At 51.4% G+C, this 15,051-nt stretch carries 16 protein-coding genes; 9 read left to right on the top strand and 7 right to left on the bottom strand.

What is annotated here, in order from left to right; genetic code table 11:
• Positions 1 to 31 precede the first annotated feature (31 nt).
• Positions 32 to 2,194: a DNA helicase II gene (uvrD, locus tag AABJ99_RS23215; protein WP_039020288.1), complete on the top strand. Its 2,163-nt coding sequence runs from the start codon at positions 32 to 34 to the stop codon at positions 2,192 to 2,194.
• Between the two features lie 142 nt (positions 2,195 to 2,336).
• Here uvrD and yigE read toward each other — a convergent pair whose 3' ends face one another.
• Positions 2,337 to 3,101 carry a phosphodiester glycosidase family protein gene (gene yigE / locus AABJ99_RS23210; protein WP_000951158.1) on the bottom strand — a complete coding sequence of 255 codons (765 nt, stop codon included), beginning with the start codon at positions 3,099 to 3,101 and terminating at the stop codon, positions 2,337 to 2,339.
• Positions 3,102 to 3,262: 161 nt separating this feature from the next.
• Between yigE and ysgD the strand changes: the two genes are divergently transcribed.
• Both ysgD and corA read left to right on the top strand, forming a co-directional pair.
• Complete coding sequence (gene ysgD / locus AABJ99_RS23205) at positions 3,263 to 3,319, top strand: YsgD/CorL family protein (RefSeq protein WP_212723238.1); 57 nt, start codon at positions 3,263 to 3,265, stop codon at positions 3,317 to 3,319.
• Between the two features lie 151 nt (positions 3,320 to 3,470).
• Entirely contained in the window at positions 3,471 to 4,421 is a 951-nt protein-coding gene (gene corA, locus AABJ99_RS23200; protein ID WP_000947159.1) for a magnesium/cobalt transporter CorA, read from the top strand.
• A gap of 42 nt (positions 4,422 to 4,463) precedes the next feature.
• Here corA and yigF read toward each other — a convergent pair whose 3' ends face one another.
• The 4 genes from yigF to yigI all read right to left on the bottom strand — a co-directional run bounded on the left by yigF (position 4,464) and on the right by yigI (position 6,742).
• Complete coding sequence (yigF, locus tag AABJ99_RS23195) at positions 4,464 to 4,844, bottom strand: DUF2628 domain-containing protein (RefSeq protein WP_039020289.1); 381 nt, start codon at positions 4,842 to 4,844, stop codon at positions 4,464 to 4,466.
• Positions 4,845 to 4,857: 13 nt separating this feature from the next.
• Complete coding sequence (gene yigG / locus AABJ99_RS23190) at positions 4,858 to 5,238, bottom strand: protein YigG (RefSeq protein ID WP_021521448.1); 381 nt, start codon at positions 5,236 to 5,238, stop codon at positions 4,858 to 4,860.
• Positions 5,239 to 5,332: 94 nt separating this feature from the next.
• Positions 5,333 to 6,223: an EamA family transporter RarD gene (rarD, locus tag AABJ99_RS23185; protein WP_004025853.1), complete on the bottom strand. Its 891-nt coding sequence runs from the start codon at positions 6,221 to 6,223 to the stop codon at positions 5,333 to 5,335.
• Positions 6,224 to 6,274: 51 nt separating this feature from the next.
• Entirely contained in the window at positions 6,275 to 6,742 is a 468-nt protein-coding gene (yigI, locus tag AABJ99_RS23180) for an acyl-CoA thioesterase YigI (RefSeq protein ID WP_001277142.1), read from the bottom strand.
• Positions 6,743 to 6,906: 164 nt separating this feature from the next.
• On the opposite strand from yigI, the gene pldA reads away from it, so the two are divergent.
• The 3 genes from pldA to rhtC all read left to right on the top strand — a co-directional run bounded on the left by pldA (position 6,907) and on the right by rhtC (position 10,421).
• On the top strand, positions 6,907 to 7,776 hold the full coding sequence (gene pldA, locus AABJ99_RS23175) for a phospholipase A (protein WP_001259701.1): 870 nt from the start codon (positions 6,907 to 6,909) through the stop codon (positions 7,774 to 7,776).
• Positions 7,777 to 7,907: 131 nt separating this feature from the next.
• Entirely contained in the window at positions 7,908 to 9,737 is a 1,830-nt protein-coding gene (gene recQ / locus AABJ99_RS23170; RefSeq protein WP_000035580.1) for an ATP-dependent DNA helicase RecQ, read from the top strand.
• 63 nt (positions 9,738 to 9,800) lie between these two features.
• The gene (rhtC, locus tag AABJ99_RS23165; protein ID WP_000928845.1) at positions 9,801 to 10,421 is read left to right on the top strand and encodes a threonine export protein RhtC; all 621 of its coding nucleotides are present in this window, start codon (positions 9,801 to 9,803) and stop codon (positions 10,419 to 10,421) included.
• Positions 10,422 to 10,482: 61 nt separating this feature from the next.
• Here the strand turns inward: rhtC and rhtB are convergent, their stop codons facing one another.
• Positions 10,483 to 11,103: a homoserine/homoserine lactone efflux protein gene (rhtB, locus tag AABJ99_RS23160; RefSeq protein WP_039020290.1), complete on the bottom strand. Its 621-nt coding sequence runs from the start codon at positions 11,101 to 11,103 to the stop codon at positions 10,483 to 10,485.
• Positions 11,104 to 11,213: 110 nt separating this feature from the next.
• Here rhtB and pldB point away from each other — a divergent pair, with 110 nt between their 5' ends.
• From pldB to bioP, 3 genes are all read left to right on the top strand, one after another.
• The gene (gene pldB, locus AABJ99_RS23155) at positions 11,214 to 12,236 is read left to right on the top strand and encodes a lysophospholipase L2 (RefSeq protein WP_000487644.1); all 1,023 of its coding nucleotides are present in this window, start codon (positions 11,214 to 11,216) and stop codon (positions 12,234 to 12,236) included.
• Between the two features lie 7 nt (positions 12,237 to 12,243).
• The gene (yigL, locus tag AABJ99_RS23150; protein ID WP_000285353.1) at positions 12,244 to 13,044 is read left to right on the top strand and encodes a sugar/pyridoxal phosphate phosphatase YigL; all 801 of its coding nucleotides are present in this window, start codon (positions 12,244 to 12,246) and stop codon (positions 13,042 to 13,044) included.
• A 75-nt stretch (positions 13,045 to 13,119) separates the two neighbouring features.
• Positions 13,120 to 14,019 carry a biotin transporter gene (bioP, locus tag AABJ99_RS23145; protein ID WP_032185569.1) on the top strand — a complete coding sequence of 300 codons (900 nt, stop codon included), beginning with the start codon at positions 13,120 to 13,122 and terminating at the stop codon, positions 14,017 to 14,019.
• Here bioP and metR read toward each other — a convergent pair.
• Entirely contained in the window at positions 13,907 to 14,860 is a 954-nt protein-coding gene (gene metR / locus AABJ99_RS23140; protein WP_039020291.1) for an HTH-type transcriptional regulator MetR, read from the bottom strand. The genes bioP and metR overlap by 113 nt on opposite strands.
• Between the last annotated feature and the right edge of the window lie 191 nt (positions 14,861 to 15,051).

Genomic DNA, 15,051 nt, shown 5'->3' with positions numbered 1-15,051 from the left:
CCGCCCAACCTATTTTTACGCGGCGGTGCCAATGGACGTTTCTTACCTGCTCGACAGCCTTAATGACAAACAGCGCGAAGCGGTGGCCGCGCCACGCAGCAACCTTCTGGTGCTGGCGGGCGCGGGCAGTGGTAAGACGCGCGTACTGGTGCATCGTATCGCCTGGCTGATGAGCGTGGAAAACTGCTCGCCGTACTCGATTATGGCGGTGACATTTACCAACAAAGCGGCGGCGGAAATGCGCCATCGTATCGGGCAACTGATGGGTACCAGCCAGGGCGGTATGTGGGTCGGCACTTTCCACGGGCTGGCACACCGTCTGCTGCGTGCGCACCATATGGACGCCAACCTGCCGCAGGATTTCCAGATCCTCGACAGCGAAGACCAGCTGCGCCTGCTTAAGCGTCTGATCAAAGCCATGAACCTCGACGAGAAGCAGTGGCCGCCGCGCCAGGCAATGTGGTACATCAACAGCCAGAAAGATGAAGGGCTGCGTCCGCATCATATTCAAAGCTACGGTAATCCGGTGGAGCAGACCTGGCAGAAGGTGTACCAGGCGTATCAGGAAGCGTGCGACCGCGCGGGCCTGGTAGACTTCGCTGAACTACTGCTACGCGCCCACGAACTGTGGCTTAACAAGCCGCATATCCTGCAACACTACCGCGAACGTTTTACCAATATCCTGGTGGACGAATTCCAGGATACCAACAACATTCAGTATGCGTGGATCCGCCTGCTGGCGGGCGATACTGGCAAAGTGATGATCGTTGGCGATGACGACCAGTCAATCTACGGCTGGCGCGGGGCGCAGGTGGAGAATATTCAGCGTTTCCTCAATGATTTCCCCGGTGCCGAAACTATCCGTCTGGAGCAAAACTACCGCTCCACTAGCAATATCCTGAGCGCGGCGAACGCCCTGATTGAAAACAACAACGGGCGTTTGGGTAAAAAGTTGTGGACCGATGGCGCGGACGGTGAGCCGATTTCCCTCTATTGCGCTTTTAACGAACTCGACGAAGCGCGTTTTGTTGTTAACCGCATCAAGACCTGGCAGGACAACGGCGGGGCGCTCGCCGAGTGCGCCATTCTCTATCGTAGCAATGCCCAGTCGCGTGTACTGGAAGAGGCGTTATTACAAGCCAGTATGCCGTACCGTATTTATGGCGGGATGCGCTTCTTCGAACGCCAGGAAATCAAAGATGCGCTCTCGTATCTGCGCCTGATTGCCAACCGTAACGACGACGCGGCCTTTGAGCGCGTGGTGAATACGCCAACGCGGGGTATTGGTGACCGGACGCTGGACGTGGTACGTCAGACATCGCGCGATCGCCAGTTAACACTCTGGCAGGCATGTCGTGAACTGTTGCAGGAAAAAGCCCTCGCCGGACGTGCTGCCAGCGCTTTGCAACGGTTTATGGAACTGATCGACGCCTTAGCGCAAGAAACTGCCGATATGCCGCTGCATGTACAGACTGATCGGGTAATTAAAGACTCCGGACTGCGCACCATGTACGAGCAAGAGAAGGGCGAAAAAGGCCAGACGCGTATCGAAAACTTAGAGGAACTGGTGACGGCAACGCGCCAGTTCAGCTACAACGAAGAAGACGAAGATTTAATGCCGCTGCAGGCGTTCCTCTCCCATGCGGCACTGGAAGCAGGTGAAGGGCAGGCGGATACCTGGCAGGATGCGGTACAGCTGATGACGCTACACTCGGCGAAAGGTCTGGAATTCCCGCAGGTGTTTATTGTCGGTATGGAAGAGGGGATTTTCCCAAGTCAGATGTCGCTGGATGAAGGCGGGCGTCTGGAAGAAGAACGCCGTCTGGCCTACGTTGGCGTAACCCGCGCGATGCAGAAACTGACGCTGACCTACGCGGAAACCCGCCGTCTGTATGGCAAAGAGGTTTACCATCGCCCGTCGCGCTTTATTGGTGAGCTGCCGGAAGAGTGTGTGGAAGAGGTGCGCCTGCGCGCTACGGTAAGCCGTCCTGTCAGCCATCAGCGGATGGGTACGCCGATGGTCGAGAACGACAGCGGTTACAAACTCGGCCAGCGCGTACGGCACGCCAAGTTTGGTGAAGGGACTATCGTCAATATGGAAGGCAGCGGTGAACATAGCCGTTTGCAGGTGGCATTCCAGGGCCAGGGTATTAAGTGGCTGGTGGCGGCTTACGCCCGGCTGGAGACGGTATAACGTTGCCGGATGCGGTGCTGCGCACCTTATCCGGCCTACAAAATCATGTAGATTCAATAAATTGCAATGTCATGTAGGCCGGGTAAGGCGTTTACGCCGCATCCGGCATCTGCACCATATTCAGTGACACAAAACGGTTGTTTTAACTTTTCTGCTCGACGGAAATCATGGTAACAAAAGGATAGCGTTGCCACGGGATTGCCCCGCCTTTCACATACATATGTGAAATCGTGCCATCAAGATAAAGCAGTTGCTCAACGTTCAGTTTCGTTTTGGCATAACAGGCAAAATCATAAAAATTTGTCACCTGCTGGCTCAACAAAAACACGGCGTTCCCTTGTTTATTAATCCCAACACCGTTACGAATTTTGCGTGAGGCGACGTTGGGATGAATACGCGGATTAATGACGCCGTTTTCCATCAACATTGGCCCTGACTGCACCGCGAACTGAATCTCTTTACTGGTTTTAAAGGCATCCAGACGAACGATGCCGACTTTATCTCCCGCGACATAAAACACACCGCCAGGACGGATAAAGAAATTCCCTTCACCTGAAGCGAGATTTAACGCCACCTTCTGCTGACCGTTTTCGATGTACAAACCGAGCGGCGCATAGCTTTCATCATATATGCTGCCGTTCATCGCCATTTGCACCTGACCCTGACTATTAATATCCGTCAGCAGCGCATGTAACGTTTCCCACGCTTCGCCATTGGCTTTTTGCCAGTACATTTTCACCCGCTCTGTTTGAGGATTAACGGTATACGCCTGTATGGTCAGTGTCGGATCTGATAGTGCGCAATCATCAGCGGCAACAGCAAACAAGGGAAGTAAGGTGAGGGCGAGAAAAATCCGTTTGAGATTCAAGGTGATCATTCCTTTACCAATGAGTAGCCGATGCGCCATTATAGGTCCTGGATGTGGGATTTTTTTATCCTGTTAGCGACCTTGACGAGTACCAAAAAGCGCGAAGTTCAACTATTGTTCTGTGGTGTTCTGTTGCGTGTTGACGGCAAAATTTTGCTGGCGTAACATGCGCGCACGATCACTCTAAGAGGACATTCGCCTTGGACACACCCAGTAGATACTGGCTCATTATCCTGTCATCCAGGATCAACTCCTAAGGCTATCCCTTTTTGCTGATAGCCTTAGCGGTTGTCAGCGACCTCAATTTTTCCCGTCGCGCTGAGTCAGGCTGTTTAATGGTCTGAAACCCAATTTGTTTCTGTGTGCCCACCGAACTGTCCGATATTTTAAGCATTGGGAGTCCCGGTCATGCTGAGCGCATTTCAACTGGAAAATAACCGACTGACCCGGCTGGAAGTCGAAGAGTCACAACCCCTTGTAAATGCAGTATGGATTGATCTTGTCGAACCGGACGACGACGAGCGACTGCGCGTACAATCTGAACTTGGCCAGAGCCTGGCAACCCGCCCGGAACTGGAAGACATCGAAGCATCGGCACGTTTCTTTGAAGACGATGACGGCCTGCATATTCACTCCTTCTTCTTCTTTGAAGATGCGGAAGATCACGCCGGTAACTCCACTGTGGCATTTACCATCCGTGATGGTCGTCTGTTTACTCTGCGTGAGCGTGAACTGCCCGCTTTTCGTCTGTATCGTATGCGTGCCCGTAGCCAGTCAATGGTGGACGGTAACGCCTACGAGCTGCTGCTGGATCTGTTCGAAACCAAAATCGAACAGTTGGCAGATGAAATTGAAAATATCTACAGCGACCTGGAGCAGTTGAGCCGGGTAATTATGGAAGGGCATCAGGGCGATGAGTACGACGAAGCACTCTCCACACTGGCGGAGCTGGAAGATATCGGCTGGAAAGTTCGCCTGTGTCTTATGGATACCCAGCGTGCGCTCAATTTCCTGGTGCGTAAAGCGCGTTTACCGGGTGGACAACTGGAACAGGCGCGTGAAATCCTGCGAGATATCGAATCCCTGCTGCCGCATAACGAATCCCTGTTCCAGAAGGTGAACTTCCTGATGCAGGCGGCGATGGGCTTTATCAATATCGAGCAGAACCGCATCATCAAAATCTTCTCGGTGGTATCCGTGGTATTCCTGCCACCGACGCTGGTTGCTTCCAGCTATGGCATGAACTTTGAGTTTATGCCGGAACTGAAGTGGAGTTTCGGCTACCCAGGCGCGATTATCTTTATGATCCTCGCGGGCCTGGCACCGTATCTGTACTTTAAACGGAAGAACTGGTTGTAAAAAACGAGAGTGGTGGTTTAGCCCGGCTAAGCCACCAGTTATTCAAAGGCTCCAGGTATTTAACCCTTTTACCTCTTTCTCATAAAACCATTTGTTCGTGTTAACAGCAACATAGGCTGCTACGGCAATTCCCAAAATGTTAACGCCAATTAGTGCACCAACAAATAGAGATAGAATGCAAAGTAATAGAACTATAATTGCTTTTTTCCATAAACCCAGAGCAAATAGATAGATCCAGGAACAGAAGAAAGCAATGAAATTAATTTGAATAGTTAATCGTTGTCTTACTTTTAATGCTTTAAATGCTGCTTTATATTCTGGTGTTGCCCCCCAGAATCCAGGAAAGCCATGTTGATCATAAAAACTAAAGCGATATTTCCATTTTTCACTTAATGAACCATCGTTCATATATTCCTTACTCATAAATACTCCATAACTATTGTTTTGATGAATCAGTAGGTGCAAGCATTAGCATACTGAAAGTGGAAAAATAACAAATCAAAAAAATCATCGAACCATTGCCTGAACAATCAAAATGTTCGGCTATCATTGTGATGATAGAGATGATATATACTGCTAATGTACCAAAAACATAAGTTTTTATATATATGAAACCACTATCACGGAGTCGTTGGCAATTCATGTTGATGACGAGATAATGGAGTGCGATGGTAGAGACAATAACAAGAAAACCTGCGTCCCCATCGTTAAAAAAGATAATAAGAAAGGCAAAAATGAAATTTATTAAAATAAATGAAAATATATAACGACGTCTGGAAATCTTACCGTTAGATGTTGGGATAAATATACGCAACATAAATTTTACATCCTTGTGTGAGTCTCCTGTCAGCATGACAATATGCCCACTCTCATGCAAGAGCAGGCATATTTTTTCAGAATATATTTATTTTTTATTTGGACGTTCTACGCTGCGTATAAATCGCATCCATCACAAAAATTGCTAGCGCCACCCAAATAAAGGCGAAGGTCACCATCTTATCGGCACCCGGTTTTTCACCATAAAACGTCACAGCCAGCAGGAACATCAGCGTCGGGCCAATATACTGGAAAAAGCCTAACGTTGAGAGACGCAGGCGTGTCGCAGCCGCAGTAAAACACAACAGTGGAACGGTGGTGACAATACCGGCGGCGATCAGCAGTAAATTCAGCGACATCGGATTTTGCCCCATATGGCTGGTTGAGCTGTCGGCAATAGCAAACAGATAAATCGCCGCGACGGGCAGCAGCCACATAGTTTCGATTAACATGCCGGTTTGCGCTTCAACGGCAATTTTCTTGCGTACCAGGCCGTAGAAGGCAAAACTAAACGCCAGCCCCAGCGCGATGATTGGCAGTGAACCAAAAGTCCAGAGCTGGACCAACACACCACATATCGCCAGAATCACCGCCAGCCATTGCATCCGGCGGAATCGCTCGCCGAGGAAAATCATTCCCAGCACTATATTCACCAGTGGGTTAATAAAATAACCGAGGCTCGCTTCCAGCATATGGTGATTGTTCACCGCCCAGATAAACAGTAGCCAGTTGCCACCAATCAGCACGGCAGAGACGGCCAGCATAAAAATTTTCTGTGGCGTCTGAATTAGCGTTTTTAAATAAGACCACTGGCGGCAGATGCTCATCAGCACCACCATAAAGAAAAACGACCAGATCACGCGATGCGTCAGGATCTCATCGGCGGGCACGTAGTAAATCAGCTTGAAGTACGCTGGCGCAATACCCCAAATAAAATAAGCGGCAAGAGCGAGTAATACGCCCTGCCGCGTTTGTTTGGTGTCCATTGGCAAAACTCATTTTTTATTGGTAAAAGCAGTTTACCTGCTTTTACGTTATCAACCTACCATATAGGTGGCGGTGGCACTGGCTATATAAAGCTGTTCTTCATTGTGTAATTCAACGCGGGCGACGGCGACTTTATTGCCCGCACGCAACAGACTACTGGTAGCAGTAAAACGCTCACCCCTGCCTGGGCGCAGATAATCGACGCGAAGATCAATGGTCCCCATCCGCGATAGCCGCTGGCGTAGTTCATCTTCACTGATGGTTTCGTGGCGGGTTAAGGTACTTCCCACGCACACCAGACCTGCGGCGACATCCAGCGCCGACGCAATGACCCCGCCGTGCAAAATGCTTTGCGCCCAGTTACCCACCATCATTGGCTGATTTTTAAAGGCCAGCTGTGCGAACTCTTTTTCGTAACGCTCCAGTTCCATCCCTAACGCACGGTTAAATGGCATGTGATAAACAAACATCTCACCCACTAATTTCAGGGCTTGTTCAGCGGTCAGTACGGCAGACATATCATCCTTACACTTCATTGGTTAATGAAATGTTGATTTTATGCTTCTTTTTTGTTGGTTTCTACTTTAGGAAGGGATAACTAACGGCAAAGGAGTTAAGTATGTAAAATAGCCCGCAGAAAAATATTCATCTAATCAATAATTCGTTACGGAGAACACGACCGATGCGGACTCTGCAGGGCTGGTTGTTGCCGGTGTTTATGTTGCCAATGGCAGTGTATGCGCAAGAGGCAACGGTAAAAGAGGTGCATGACGCGCCTGCGGTGCGTGGCAGTATTATTGCGAATATGCTGCAGGAGCATGACAATCCTTTCACGCTCTATCCTTATGACACCAACTACCTCATCTACACCCAAACCAGCGATCTGAACAAAGAAGCGATCGCCAGTTATGACTGGGCGGAAAACGCGCGTAAGGATGAAGTGAAATTCCAGTTGAGCCTGGCATTTCCGCTGTGGCGCGGAATATTGGGGCCAAATTCGGTGTTGGGAGCTTCTTACACGCAAAAATCCTGGTGGCAACTGTCCAATAGCGAAGAGTCTTCACCGTTTCGTGAAACCAACTACGAACCGCAATTGTTCCTTGGTTTTGCCACAGATTACCGCTTTGCTGGCTGGACGCTGCGCGATGTGGAGATGGGTTATAACCACGACTCTAACGGGCGTTCAGACCCGACTTCCCGCAGCTGGAACCGCCTTTATACCCGTCTGATGGCAGAAAACGGTAACTGGCTGGTAGAGGTGAAGCCGTGGTATGTGGTGGGGAATACTGACGATAACCCAGATATCACCAAATATATGGGTTACTACCAGCTTAAAATCGGCTATCACCTGGGTGATGCGGTGCTGAGTGCGAAAGGACAGTACAACTGGAACACCGGTTACGGTGGTGCGGAGTTAGGCTTAAGTTACCCGATCACCAGGCATGTGCGCCTTTATACCCAGGTTTACAGCGGTTATGGCGAATCGCTCATCGACTATAACTTTAACCAGACCCGTGTGGGTGTGGGGGTTATGCTGAACGACTTGTTCTAATGTGAGTTGATTGAAAGGCAAAACTGGAATCCAGCATCCAGGATTACCCTCTCAGAGACTAAAAGCATTGCAGTTTCTCGCGCAGGCGCTGAAAATAGCGCCTGTTTTTATTTCAGGCAATCGGGGTTAATGTGGCGCAGGCGGAAGTGTTGAATCTGGAGTCCGGGGCTAAACAGGTTTTACAAGAAACCTTTGGCTACCAACAGTTTCGCCCCGGCCAGGAAGAGATTATCGACACCGTACTTTCCGGTCGCGATTGCCTGGTCGTCATGCCCACTGGTGGCGGAAAATCCCTTTGCTATCAAATTCCTGCCTTACTGCTAAACGGTCTTACCGTGGTTGTTTCACCACTGATTTCGTTGATGAAAGATCAGGTGGATCAGCTACAGGCCAACGGCGTGGCGGCGGCGTGCCTTAACTCGACGCAAACCCGCGAGCAGCAGCTTGAAGTAATGACAGGCTGCCGCACCGGGCAAATCCGCCTGCTGTATATCGCGCCGGAACGCCTGATGCTGGATAACTTCCTTGAGCATCTGGCGCACTGGAATCCAGTGTTATTAGCCGTTGATGAAGCGCACTGTATCTCCCAATGGGGGCACGATTTCCGCCCGGAATACGCCGCGCTCGGTCAGCTGCGTCAGCGTTTTCCTACTCTGCCGTTTATGGCGCTAACCGCCACCGCCGACGACACCACGCGGCAGGATATCGTGCGCCTGCTGGGGCTGAACGATCCGCTGATTCAAATCAGCAGTTTTGATCGCCCGAACATTCGCTACATGCTGATGGAGAAATTCAAACCGCTCGATCAGTTGATGCGCTACGTGCAGGAACAACGCGGTAAGTCGGGGATTATTTACTGTAATAGTCGTGCGAAAGTAGAAGACACCGCCGCGCGTCTGCAAAGCAAGGGTATCAGCGCAGCGGCTTATCACGCCGGGCTTGAAAACGATGTCCGTGCGGACGTGCAGGAAAAATTCCAGCGCGATGACCTGCAAATTGTGGTGGCGACGGTAGCGTTCGGCATGGGCATCAACAAGCCTAACGTCCGCTTCGTGGTTCACTTTGATATTCCACGCAATATCGAATCCTATTATCAGGAAACCGGTCGCGCCGGGCGTGATGGCCTGCCCGCGGAAGCGATGCTGTTTTACGATCCGGCCGATATGGCGTGGCTGCGCCGTTGCCTGGAAGAAAAACCGCAGGGGCAATTGCAGGATATCGAACGCCATAAACTCAATGCGATGGGCGCGTTTGCTGAGGCGCAAACCTGTCGTCGTCTGGTGCTGCTGAATTACTTTGGCGAAGGGCGGCAGGAGCCGTGCGGGAACTGCGATATCTGTCTCGACCCGCCGAAACAGTACGATGGTTCAACCGATGCACAGATTGCCCTTTCCACCATTGGTCGGGTGAATCAGCGTTTTGGTATGGGTTATGTGGTGGAAGTGATTCGCGGTGCTAATAATCAGCGTATCCGCGACTATGGTCATGACAAACTGAAAGTCTATGGCATGGGCCGTGATAAAAGCCATGAACATTGGGTCAGCGTGATCCGCCAGCTGATTCATCTCGGCCTTGTGACGCAAAATATCGCCCAGCATTCGGCATTACAACTGACAGAAGCCGCACGCCCGGTGTTGCGCGGCGAATCCTCTTTACAACTTGCCGTGCCGCGTATTGTGGCGCTCAAACCGAAAGCAATGCAGAAATCTTTCGGTGGCAATTACGATCGCAAACTGTTCGCCAAATTACGCAAACTGCGTAAATCGATTGCCGATGAAAGCAATGTCCCGCCGTACGTGGTGTTTAACGATGCGACCTTGATTGAGATGGCGGAACAGATGCCAATCACCGCCAGCGAAATGCTCAGCGTTAACGGCGTTGGGATGCGCAAACTGGAGCGCTTTGGCAAACCGTTTATGGCACTTATCCGTGCGCATGTCGATGGCGACGACGAAGAGTAGTCAGCGGCATAAAAAAGTGCCAGGATGAAGACTCCGTAAACGTTTTCCCCGCGAGTCAATTGTATGTTGATGTTATTCCTCACCGTTGCCATGGTGCACATTGTGGCGCTTATGAGCCCCGGTCCCGATTTCTTCTTTGTTTCTCAGACCGCTGTCAGTCGTTCGCGTAAAGAGGCGATGATGGGCGTGCTGGGCATTACCTGCGGCGTAATGGTCTGGGCAGGGATCGCGTTGCTTGGCCTGCATTTGATTATCGAAAAAATGGCCTGGCTGCATACGCTGATTATGGTGGGCGGTGGCCTGTATCTCTGCTGGATGGGTTATCAGATGCTGCGTAGCGCACTGAAAAAAGAGGTCGTTTCTGCGCCTGCGCCACAGGTAGAACTGGCAAAAAGCGGGCGCAGTTTCCTGAAAGGCTTACTGACCAATCTCGCCAATCCGAAAGCGATTATCTACTTTGGTTCGGTATTCTCGCTGTTTGTCGGCGATAACGTCGGCACCACTGAGCGCTGGGGCATTTTCGCGTTGATTATTGTCGAAACGCTGGCGTGGTTTACCGTCGTTGCCAGCCTGTTTGCCCTGCCGCAAATGCGCCGTGGTTATCAACGTCTGGCGAAGTGGATTGATGGTTTTGCCGGGGCGTTATTTGCCGGATTTGGTATTCATTTGATTATTTCGCGTTGATGCCAAACGCTTCATCAGAGTAAGTCGGATAAGGCGTTTACGCCGCATCCGACATTATTTTTCACGCATGTCTCGCCGATGCCAACAACGCTCCTACCAGCATAAACAACGAGCCGAAAATCTTATTCAGCGCCTTCATCTGTTTTGGCCCTTTTATCCATAATGCGATCCGTTGGGCGAGGGTGGCGTAACCGATCATCACAATAATATCGACCACAATAGTGGTGACGCCGAGCACGATATACTGCATCAGTTGCGGCTGCTGCGGCATGATGAATTGCGGAAAGAGCGCCGCCAGAAACACAATACTTTTGGGATTGGTGAGATTCACAAAAACTGCGCGCTGGAACAAATGTCGGCGCGATTGAGTAGAGGTCAGCGATTTAAGATCAATTGCACCAGCGGCGCGCCACTGCTGGATACCCAGCCAAATCAAATAAGCTGCGCCTGCCCACTTCAACACTTCAAACGCAATCACTGAGCGGGAAAATAGCGTACCCAACCCCACACCAACCAGCACAATATGAATCGCCAGTCCGGTCTGAAGCCCAGCAATAGACGCCATCGCACCACGATAACCGTGGTTGAGCGAGGTGGTCATGGTGTTGATTGCACCAGAGCCTGGCGACAGGCTTAAAATGATCGATGTCAGCAGGTAGGCAAACCACCATTCTAAGGTCATGATGAACTCCCGGTGTGTCTATTTTTGTGCCACAATACGCTACTGTCGCAGCGTTGTGTCAGGCACGCTTAAAAAAACGATTTTACGTGGTTTAAGAGGCAGATTACCCGATGTTTCAGCAGCAAAAAGACTGGGAAACAAGAGAAAACGCGTTTGCTGCTTTTACCATGGGACCGCTGACTGATTTCTGGCGTCAGCGTGATGAAGCAGAGTTTACTGGTGTAGATGACATTCCGGTGCGCTTTGTCCGTTTTCGCGCACAGCACCATGACCGGGTGATAGTCATCTGCCCGGGGCGTATTGAGAGCTACGTAAAATATGCGGAACTGGCCTACGACCTGTTCCATTTGGGGTTTGATGTCTTAATCATCGACCATCGCGGGCAGGGACGTTCCGGTCGCCTGTTAGCCGATCCGCATCTTGGGCATGTTAATCGCTTTAATGATTATGTTGATGATCTGGCGGCATTCTGGCAACAGGAGGTCCAGCCCGGTCCGTGGCGTAAGCGCTATATACTGGCACATTCGATGGGCGGTGCGATCTCCACGTTATTTCTGCAACGCCATCCAGGTGTATGTGACGCCATTGCGCTAACTGCGCCAATGTTTGGGATCGTGATTCGTATGCCGTCATTTATGGCGCGGCAGATCCTTAACTGGGCCGAAGCGCATCCACGTTTCCGTGATGGCTATGCAATAGGCACCGGGCGCTGGCGCGCGTTGCCGTTTGCTATCAACGTACTGACCCACAGCAGACAGCGATATCGACGTAACTTACGCTTCTATGCTGATGACCCAACGATTCGCGTCGGTGGGCCGACCTACCATTGGGTACGCGAAAGTATTCTGGCTGGCGAACAGGTGTTAGCCGGTGCGGGTGATGACGCCACGCCAACGCTTCTCTTGCAGGCTGAAGAGGAACGCGTGGTGGATAACCGCATGCACGACCGTTTTTGTGAACTCCGCACCGCTGCGGGCCATCCTGTCGAAGGGGGACGACCGCTGGTAATTAAAGGTGCGTACCATGAGATCCTTTTTGAAAAGGACGCAATGCGCTCAGTCGCGCTCCACGCCATTGTTGATTTTTTCAACAGGCATAACTCACCCAGCGGAAACCGCTCTACAGAGGTTTAAATTTCTTATGTACCAGGTTGTTGCGTCTGATTTAGATGGCACGTTACTTTCTCCCGACCATACGTTATCCCCTTACGCCAAAGAAACTCTGAAGCTGCTCACCGCGCGCGGCATTAACTTTGTGTTTGCGACCGGTCGCCACCACGTTGATGTAGGGCAAATTCGCGATAATCTGGAGATTAAGTCTTACATGATTACCTCCAATGGCGCGCGTGTTCACGATCTGGATGGCAATCTGATTTTTGCTCATAACCTGGATCGCGACATTGCCAGCGACCTGTTTGGCGTGGTCAACGACAATCCGGACATCATTACTAACGTTTATCGCGACGACGAATGGTTTATGAATCGCCATCGCCCGGAAGAGATGCGCTTTTTTAAAGAAGCGGTGTTCAAATATGCGCTGTATGAGCCTGGATTACTGGAGCCGGAAGGCGTCAGCAAAGTGTTCTTCACCTGCGATTCCCATGAACAACTTCTGCCGCTGGAGCAGGCAATCAACGCTCGTTGGGGCGATCGCGTCAACGTCAGCTTCTCCACCCTAACTTGTCTGGAAGTGATGGCGGGCGGCGTTTCAAAAGGCCATGCCCTGGAAGCGGTGGCGAAGAAACTGGGCTACAGTCTGAAAGATTGTATTGCCTTTGGTGACGGGATGAACGACGCCGAAATGCTGTCGATGGCAGGTAAAGGCTGCATTATGGGCAGTGCGCACCAGCGTCTGAAAGATCTGCATCCGGAGCTGGAAGTGATTGGTACTAATGCCGAAGACGCGGTGCCGCATTATCTGCGTAAACTCTATTTATCGTAATCGTTCTTTATTTAGTCAGTTGTCAACCTGATACTTCGCTACAATGGATACTCGTTAATCAAAGAGTTTTCCATTGTGGCGCTACTTATCATCACCACGATTCTGTGGGCCTTCTCCTTTAGCTTTTATGGCGAGTACCTTGCGGGGCACGTCGATAGCTATTTTGCAGTGCTGGTGCGCGTTGGCCTGGCGGCACTCGTGTTTCTGCCGTTTCTGCGTACCCGTGGCAATAGCCTGAAAACGGTCGGTCTGTATATGCTGGTGGGCGCGATGCAGCTTGGCGTGATGTATATGCTGAGTTTTCGCGCCTATCTCTACCTGACGGTCTCTGAACTGTTGCTGTTCACCGTACTGACGCCGCTCTACATCACGCTGATTTATGACATCATGAGTAAGCGCCGTCTGCGCTGGGGTTATGCTTTTAGCGCCTTGTTGGCGGTGATTGGTGCCGGGATTATTCGCTATGATCAGGTCACCGACCATTTCTGGACCGGCCTGTTGCTGGTGCAACTCTCCAATATCACTTTTGCCATCGGCATGGTGGGCTACAAACGCCTGATGGAAACTCGCCCGATGCCGCAGCATAACGCCTTTGCGTGGTTCTATCTTGGCGCGTTCCTGGTGGCGGTGATTGCATGGTTCTTGCTGGGAAATGCGCAGAAAATGCCGCAAACCACGCTGCAATGGGGCATTCTGGTGTTTCTTGGCGTGGTGGCTTCCGGTATTGGCTACTTTATGTGGAACTACGGCGCGACGCAGGTGGACGCCGGAACGCTGGGCATTATGAATAATATGCACGTTCCGGCAGGGCTGCTGGTTAACCTGGCTATCTGGCACCAACAGCCGCACTGGCCAACGTTTATTACAGGCGCGATGGTGATCCTGGCCTCACTGTGGGTGCATCGTAAGTGGGTCGCTCCGCGCTCTTCACAAACGGCAGATGATCGCAGGCGTGATTGCGCGCTGAGCGAATAAACGCTTCTGTAATCGGCTGACGCTGCTCGCCATCGCGCACGGCGGCGTACAGTCGGCTCCACAATCCTTCGCCCAGGGTTTTGGTTACGACCAGACCCTGGCGCTCAAAACTCTCCACCACCCAGTGCGGCAGGGCGGCAATACCCATCCGCGCGGCAACCATCTGAATCAACAACAAGGTGTTATCGACGCTTTTCAGCGACGGGCTAACGCCTGCTGGCTGAAGAAAATGGCGCCAGACATCCAGTCGGCTACGCTGCACCGGATAAATCAACAGCGTTTCGCTGGCGAGGTCTTCCGGCGTGATTCGCGTTTTCGCCGCCAGTGGATGGTCAGGCGCTAACACCAGACGCACTTCATAATCGAACATCGGCGAATAATGCAGGCCACTGCGCGGCAGAATATCGGAGGTCATCACCAGATCCAGCTCGCCCTGCTGCAATGCAGGCTGCGGGTCAAACGTTACGCCTGATTTAAAATCCATCTCCACCTGCGGCCAGTTCTTATGGAAATTTTCTAACGCGGGCGTCAGCCACTGAATACAGCTATGGCATTCAATAGCAATGCGCAGGCGCGTCTGCTGCGGTTCATTGCAGGCTTGCAGTGCCTGGCTGATTTGCGGCAGCACCTGATTCGCCAGTTGCAACAGGATTTCTCCCTGCGGTGTAAACCGAAGCGGCTGGCTTTTACGCACAAATAGCCGGAAGCCAAGGCGCTGTTCCAGATCGCTAAACTGGTGAGACAGGGCGGATTGCGTTTGATGCAACGTCGCCGCAGCGGCTGCGAGTGAGCCGCAGTTCCGCAACGCTTGTAGCGTTTTCAGGTGTTTTACTTCGATCATGAAAGTCCTTCACTTCGGCATGAATAATTTGCGCTTGAGGAATATACAGTAACCGCCAATTATGGATGTGTAAACATCTGGACGGCTAAAATCCTTCGTCTTTTAAATTTATGGTGCGTTGGCTGCGTTTCTTCACCCCGGTCACTTACTTCAGTAAGCTCCCGGGGATGAATAAAATTGCCGCCTTCCCT

Origin of the sequence: Escherichia coli, assembly GCF_036503815.1 — a bacterium.
Classification (GTDB): domain Bacteria; phylum Pseudomonadota; class Gammaproteobacteria; order Enterobacterales; family Enterobacteriaceae; genus Escherichia; species Escherichia coli_F.
Note: the sequence above shows the minus strand (reverse complement) of the source record. Positions and strands in the feature narration are given on the sequence as shown.

Bases quoted from the DNA above. Each gene is read 5' to 3' on its own strand.
- uvrD (WP_039020288.1), top strand. From the start codon at position 32: ATGGACGTTTCTTACCTGCTCGACAGCCTTAATGACAAACAGCGCGAA.
- yigI (WP_001277142.1), bottom strand. From the start codon at position 6,742: ATGTCTGCCGTACTGACCGCTGAACAAGCCCTGAAATTAGTGGGTGAG.
- yigE (WP_000951158.1), bottom strand. From the start codon at position 3,101: ATGGCGCATCGGCTACTCATTGGTAAAGGAATGATCACCTTGAATCTC.
- corA (WP_000947159.1), top strand. From the start codon at position 3,471: ATGCTGAGCGCATTTCAACTGGAAAATAACCGACTGACCCGGCTGGAA.
- yigL (WP_000285353.1), top strand. From the start codon at position 12,244: ATGTACCAGGTTGTTGCGTCTGATTTAGATGGCACGTTACTTTCTCCC.
- yigF (WP_039020289.1), bottom strand. From the start codon at position 4,844: ATGAGTAAGGAATATATGAACGATGGTTCATTAAGTGAAAAATGGAAA.
- pldA (WP_001259701.1), top strand. From the start codon at position 6,907: ATGCGGACTCTGCAGGGCTGGTTGTTGCCGGTGTTTATGTTGCCAATG.
- yigG (WP_021521448.1), bottom strand. From the start codon at position 5,238: ATGTTGCGTATATTTATCCCAACATCTAACGGTAAGATTTCCAGACGT.
- pldB (WP_000487644.1), top strand. From the start codon at position 11,214: ATGTTTCAGCAGCAAAAAGACTGGGAAACAAGAGAAAACGCGTTTGCT.
- rhtC (WP_000928845.1), top strand. From the start codon at position 9,801: ATGTTGATGTTATTCCTCACCGTTGCCATGGTGCACATTGTGGCGCTT.
- metR (WP_039020291.1), bottom strand. From the start codon at position 14,860: ATGATCGAAGTAAAACACCTGAAAACGCTACAAGCGTTGCGGAACTGC.
- rhtB (WP_039020290.1), bottom strand. From the start codon at position 11,103: ATGACCTTAGAATGGTGGTTTGCCTACCTGCTGACATCGATCATTTTA.
- rarD (WP_004025853.1), bottom strand. From the start codon at position 6,223: ATGGACACCAAACAAACGCGGCAGGGCGTATTACTCGCTCTTGCCGCT.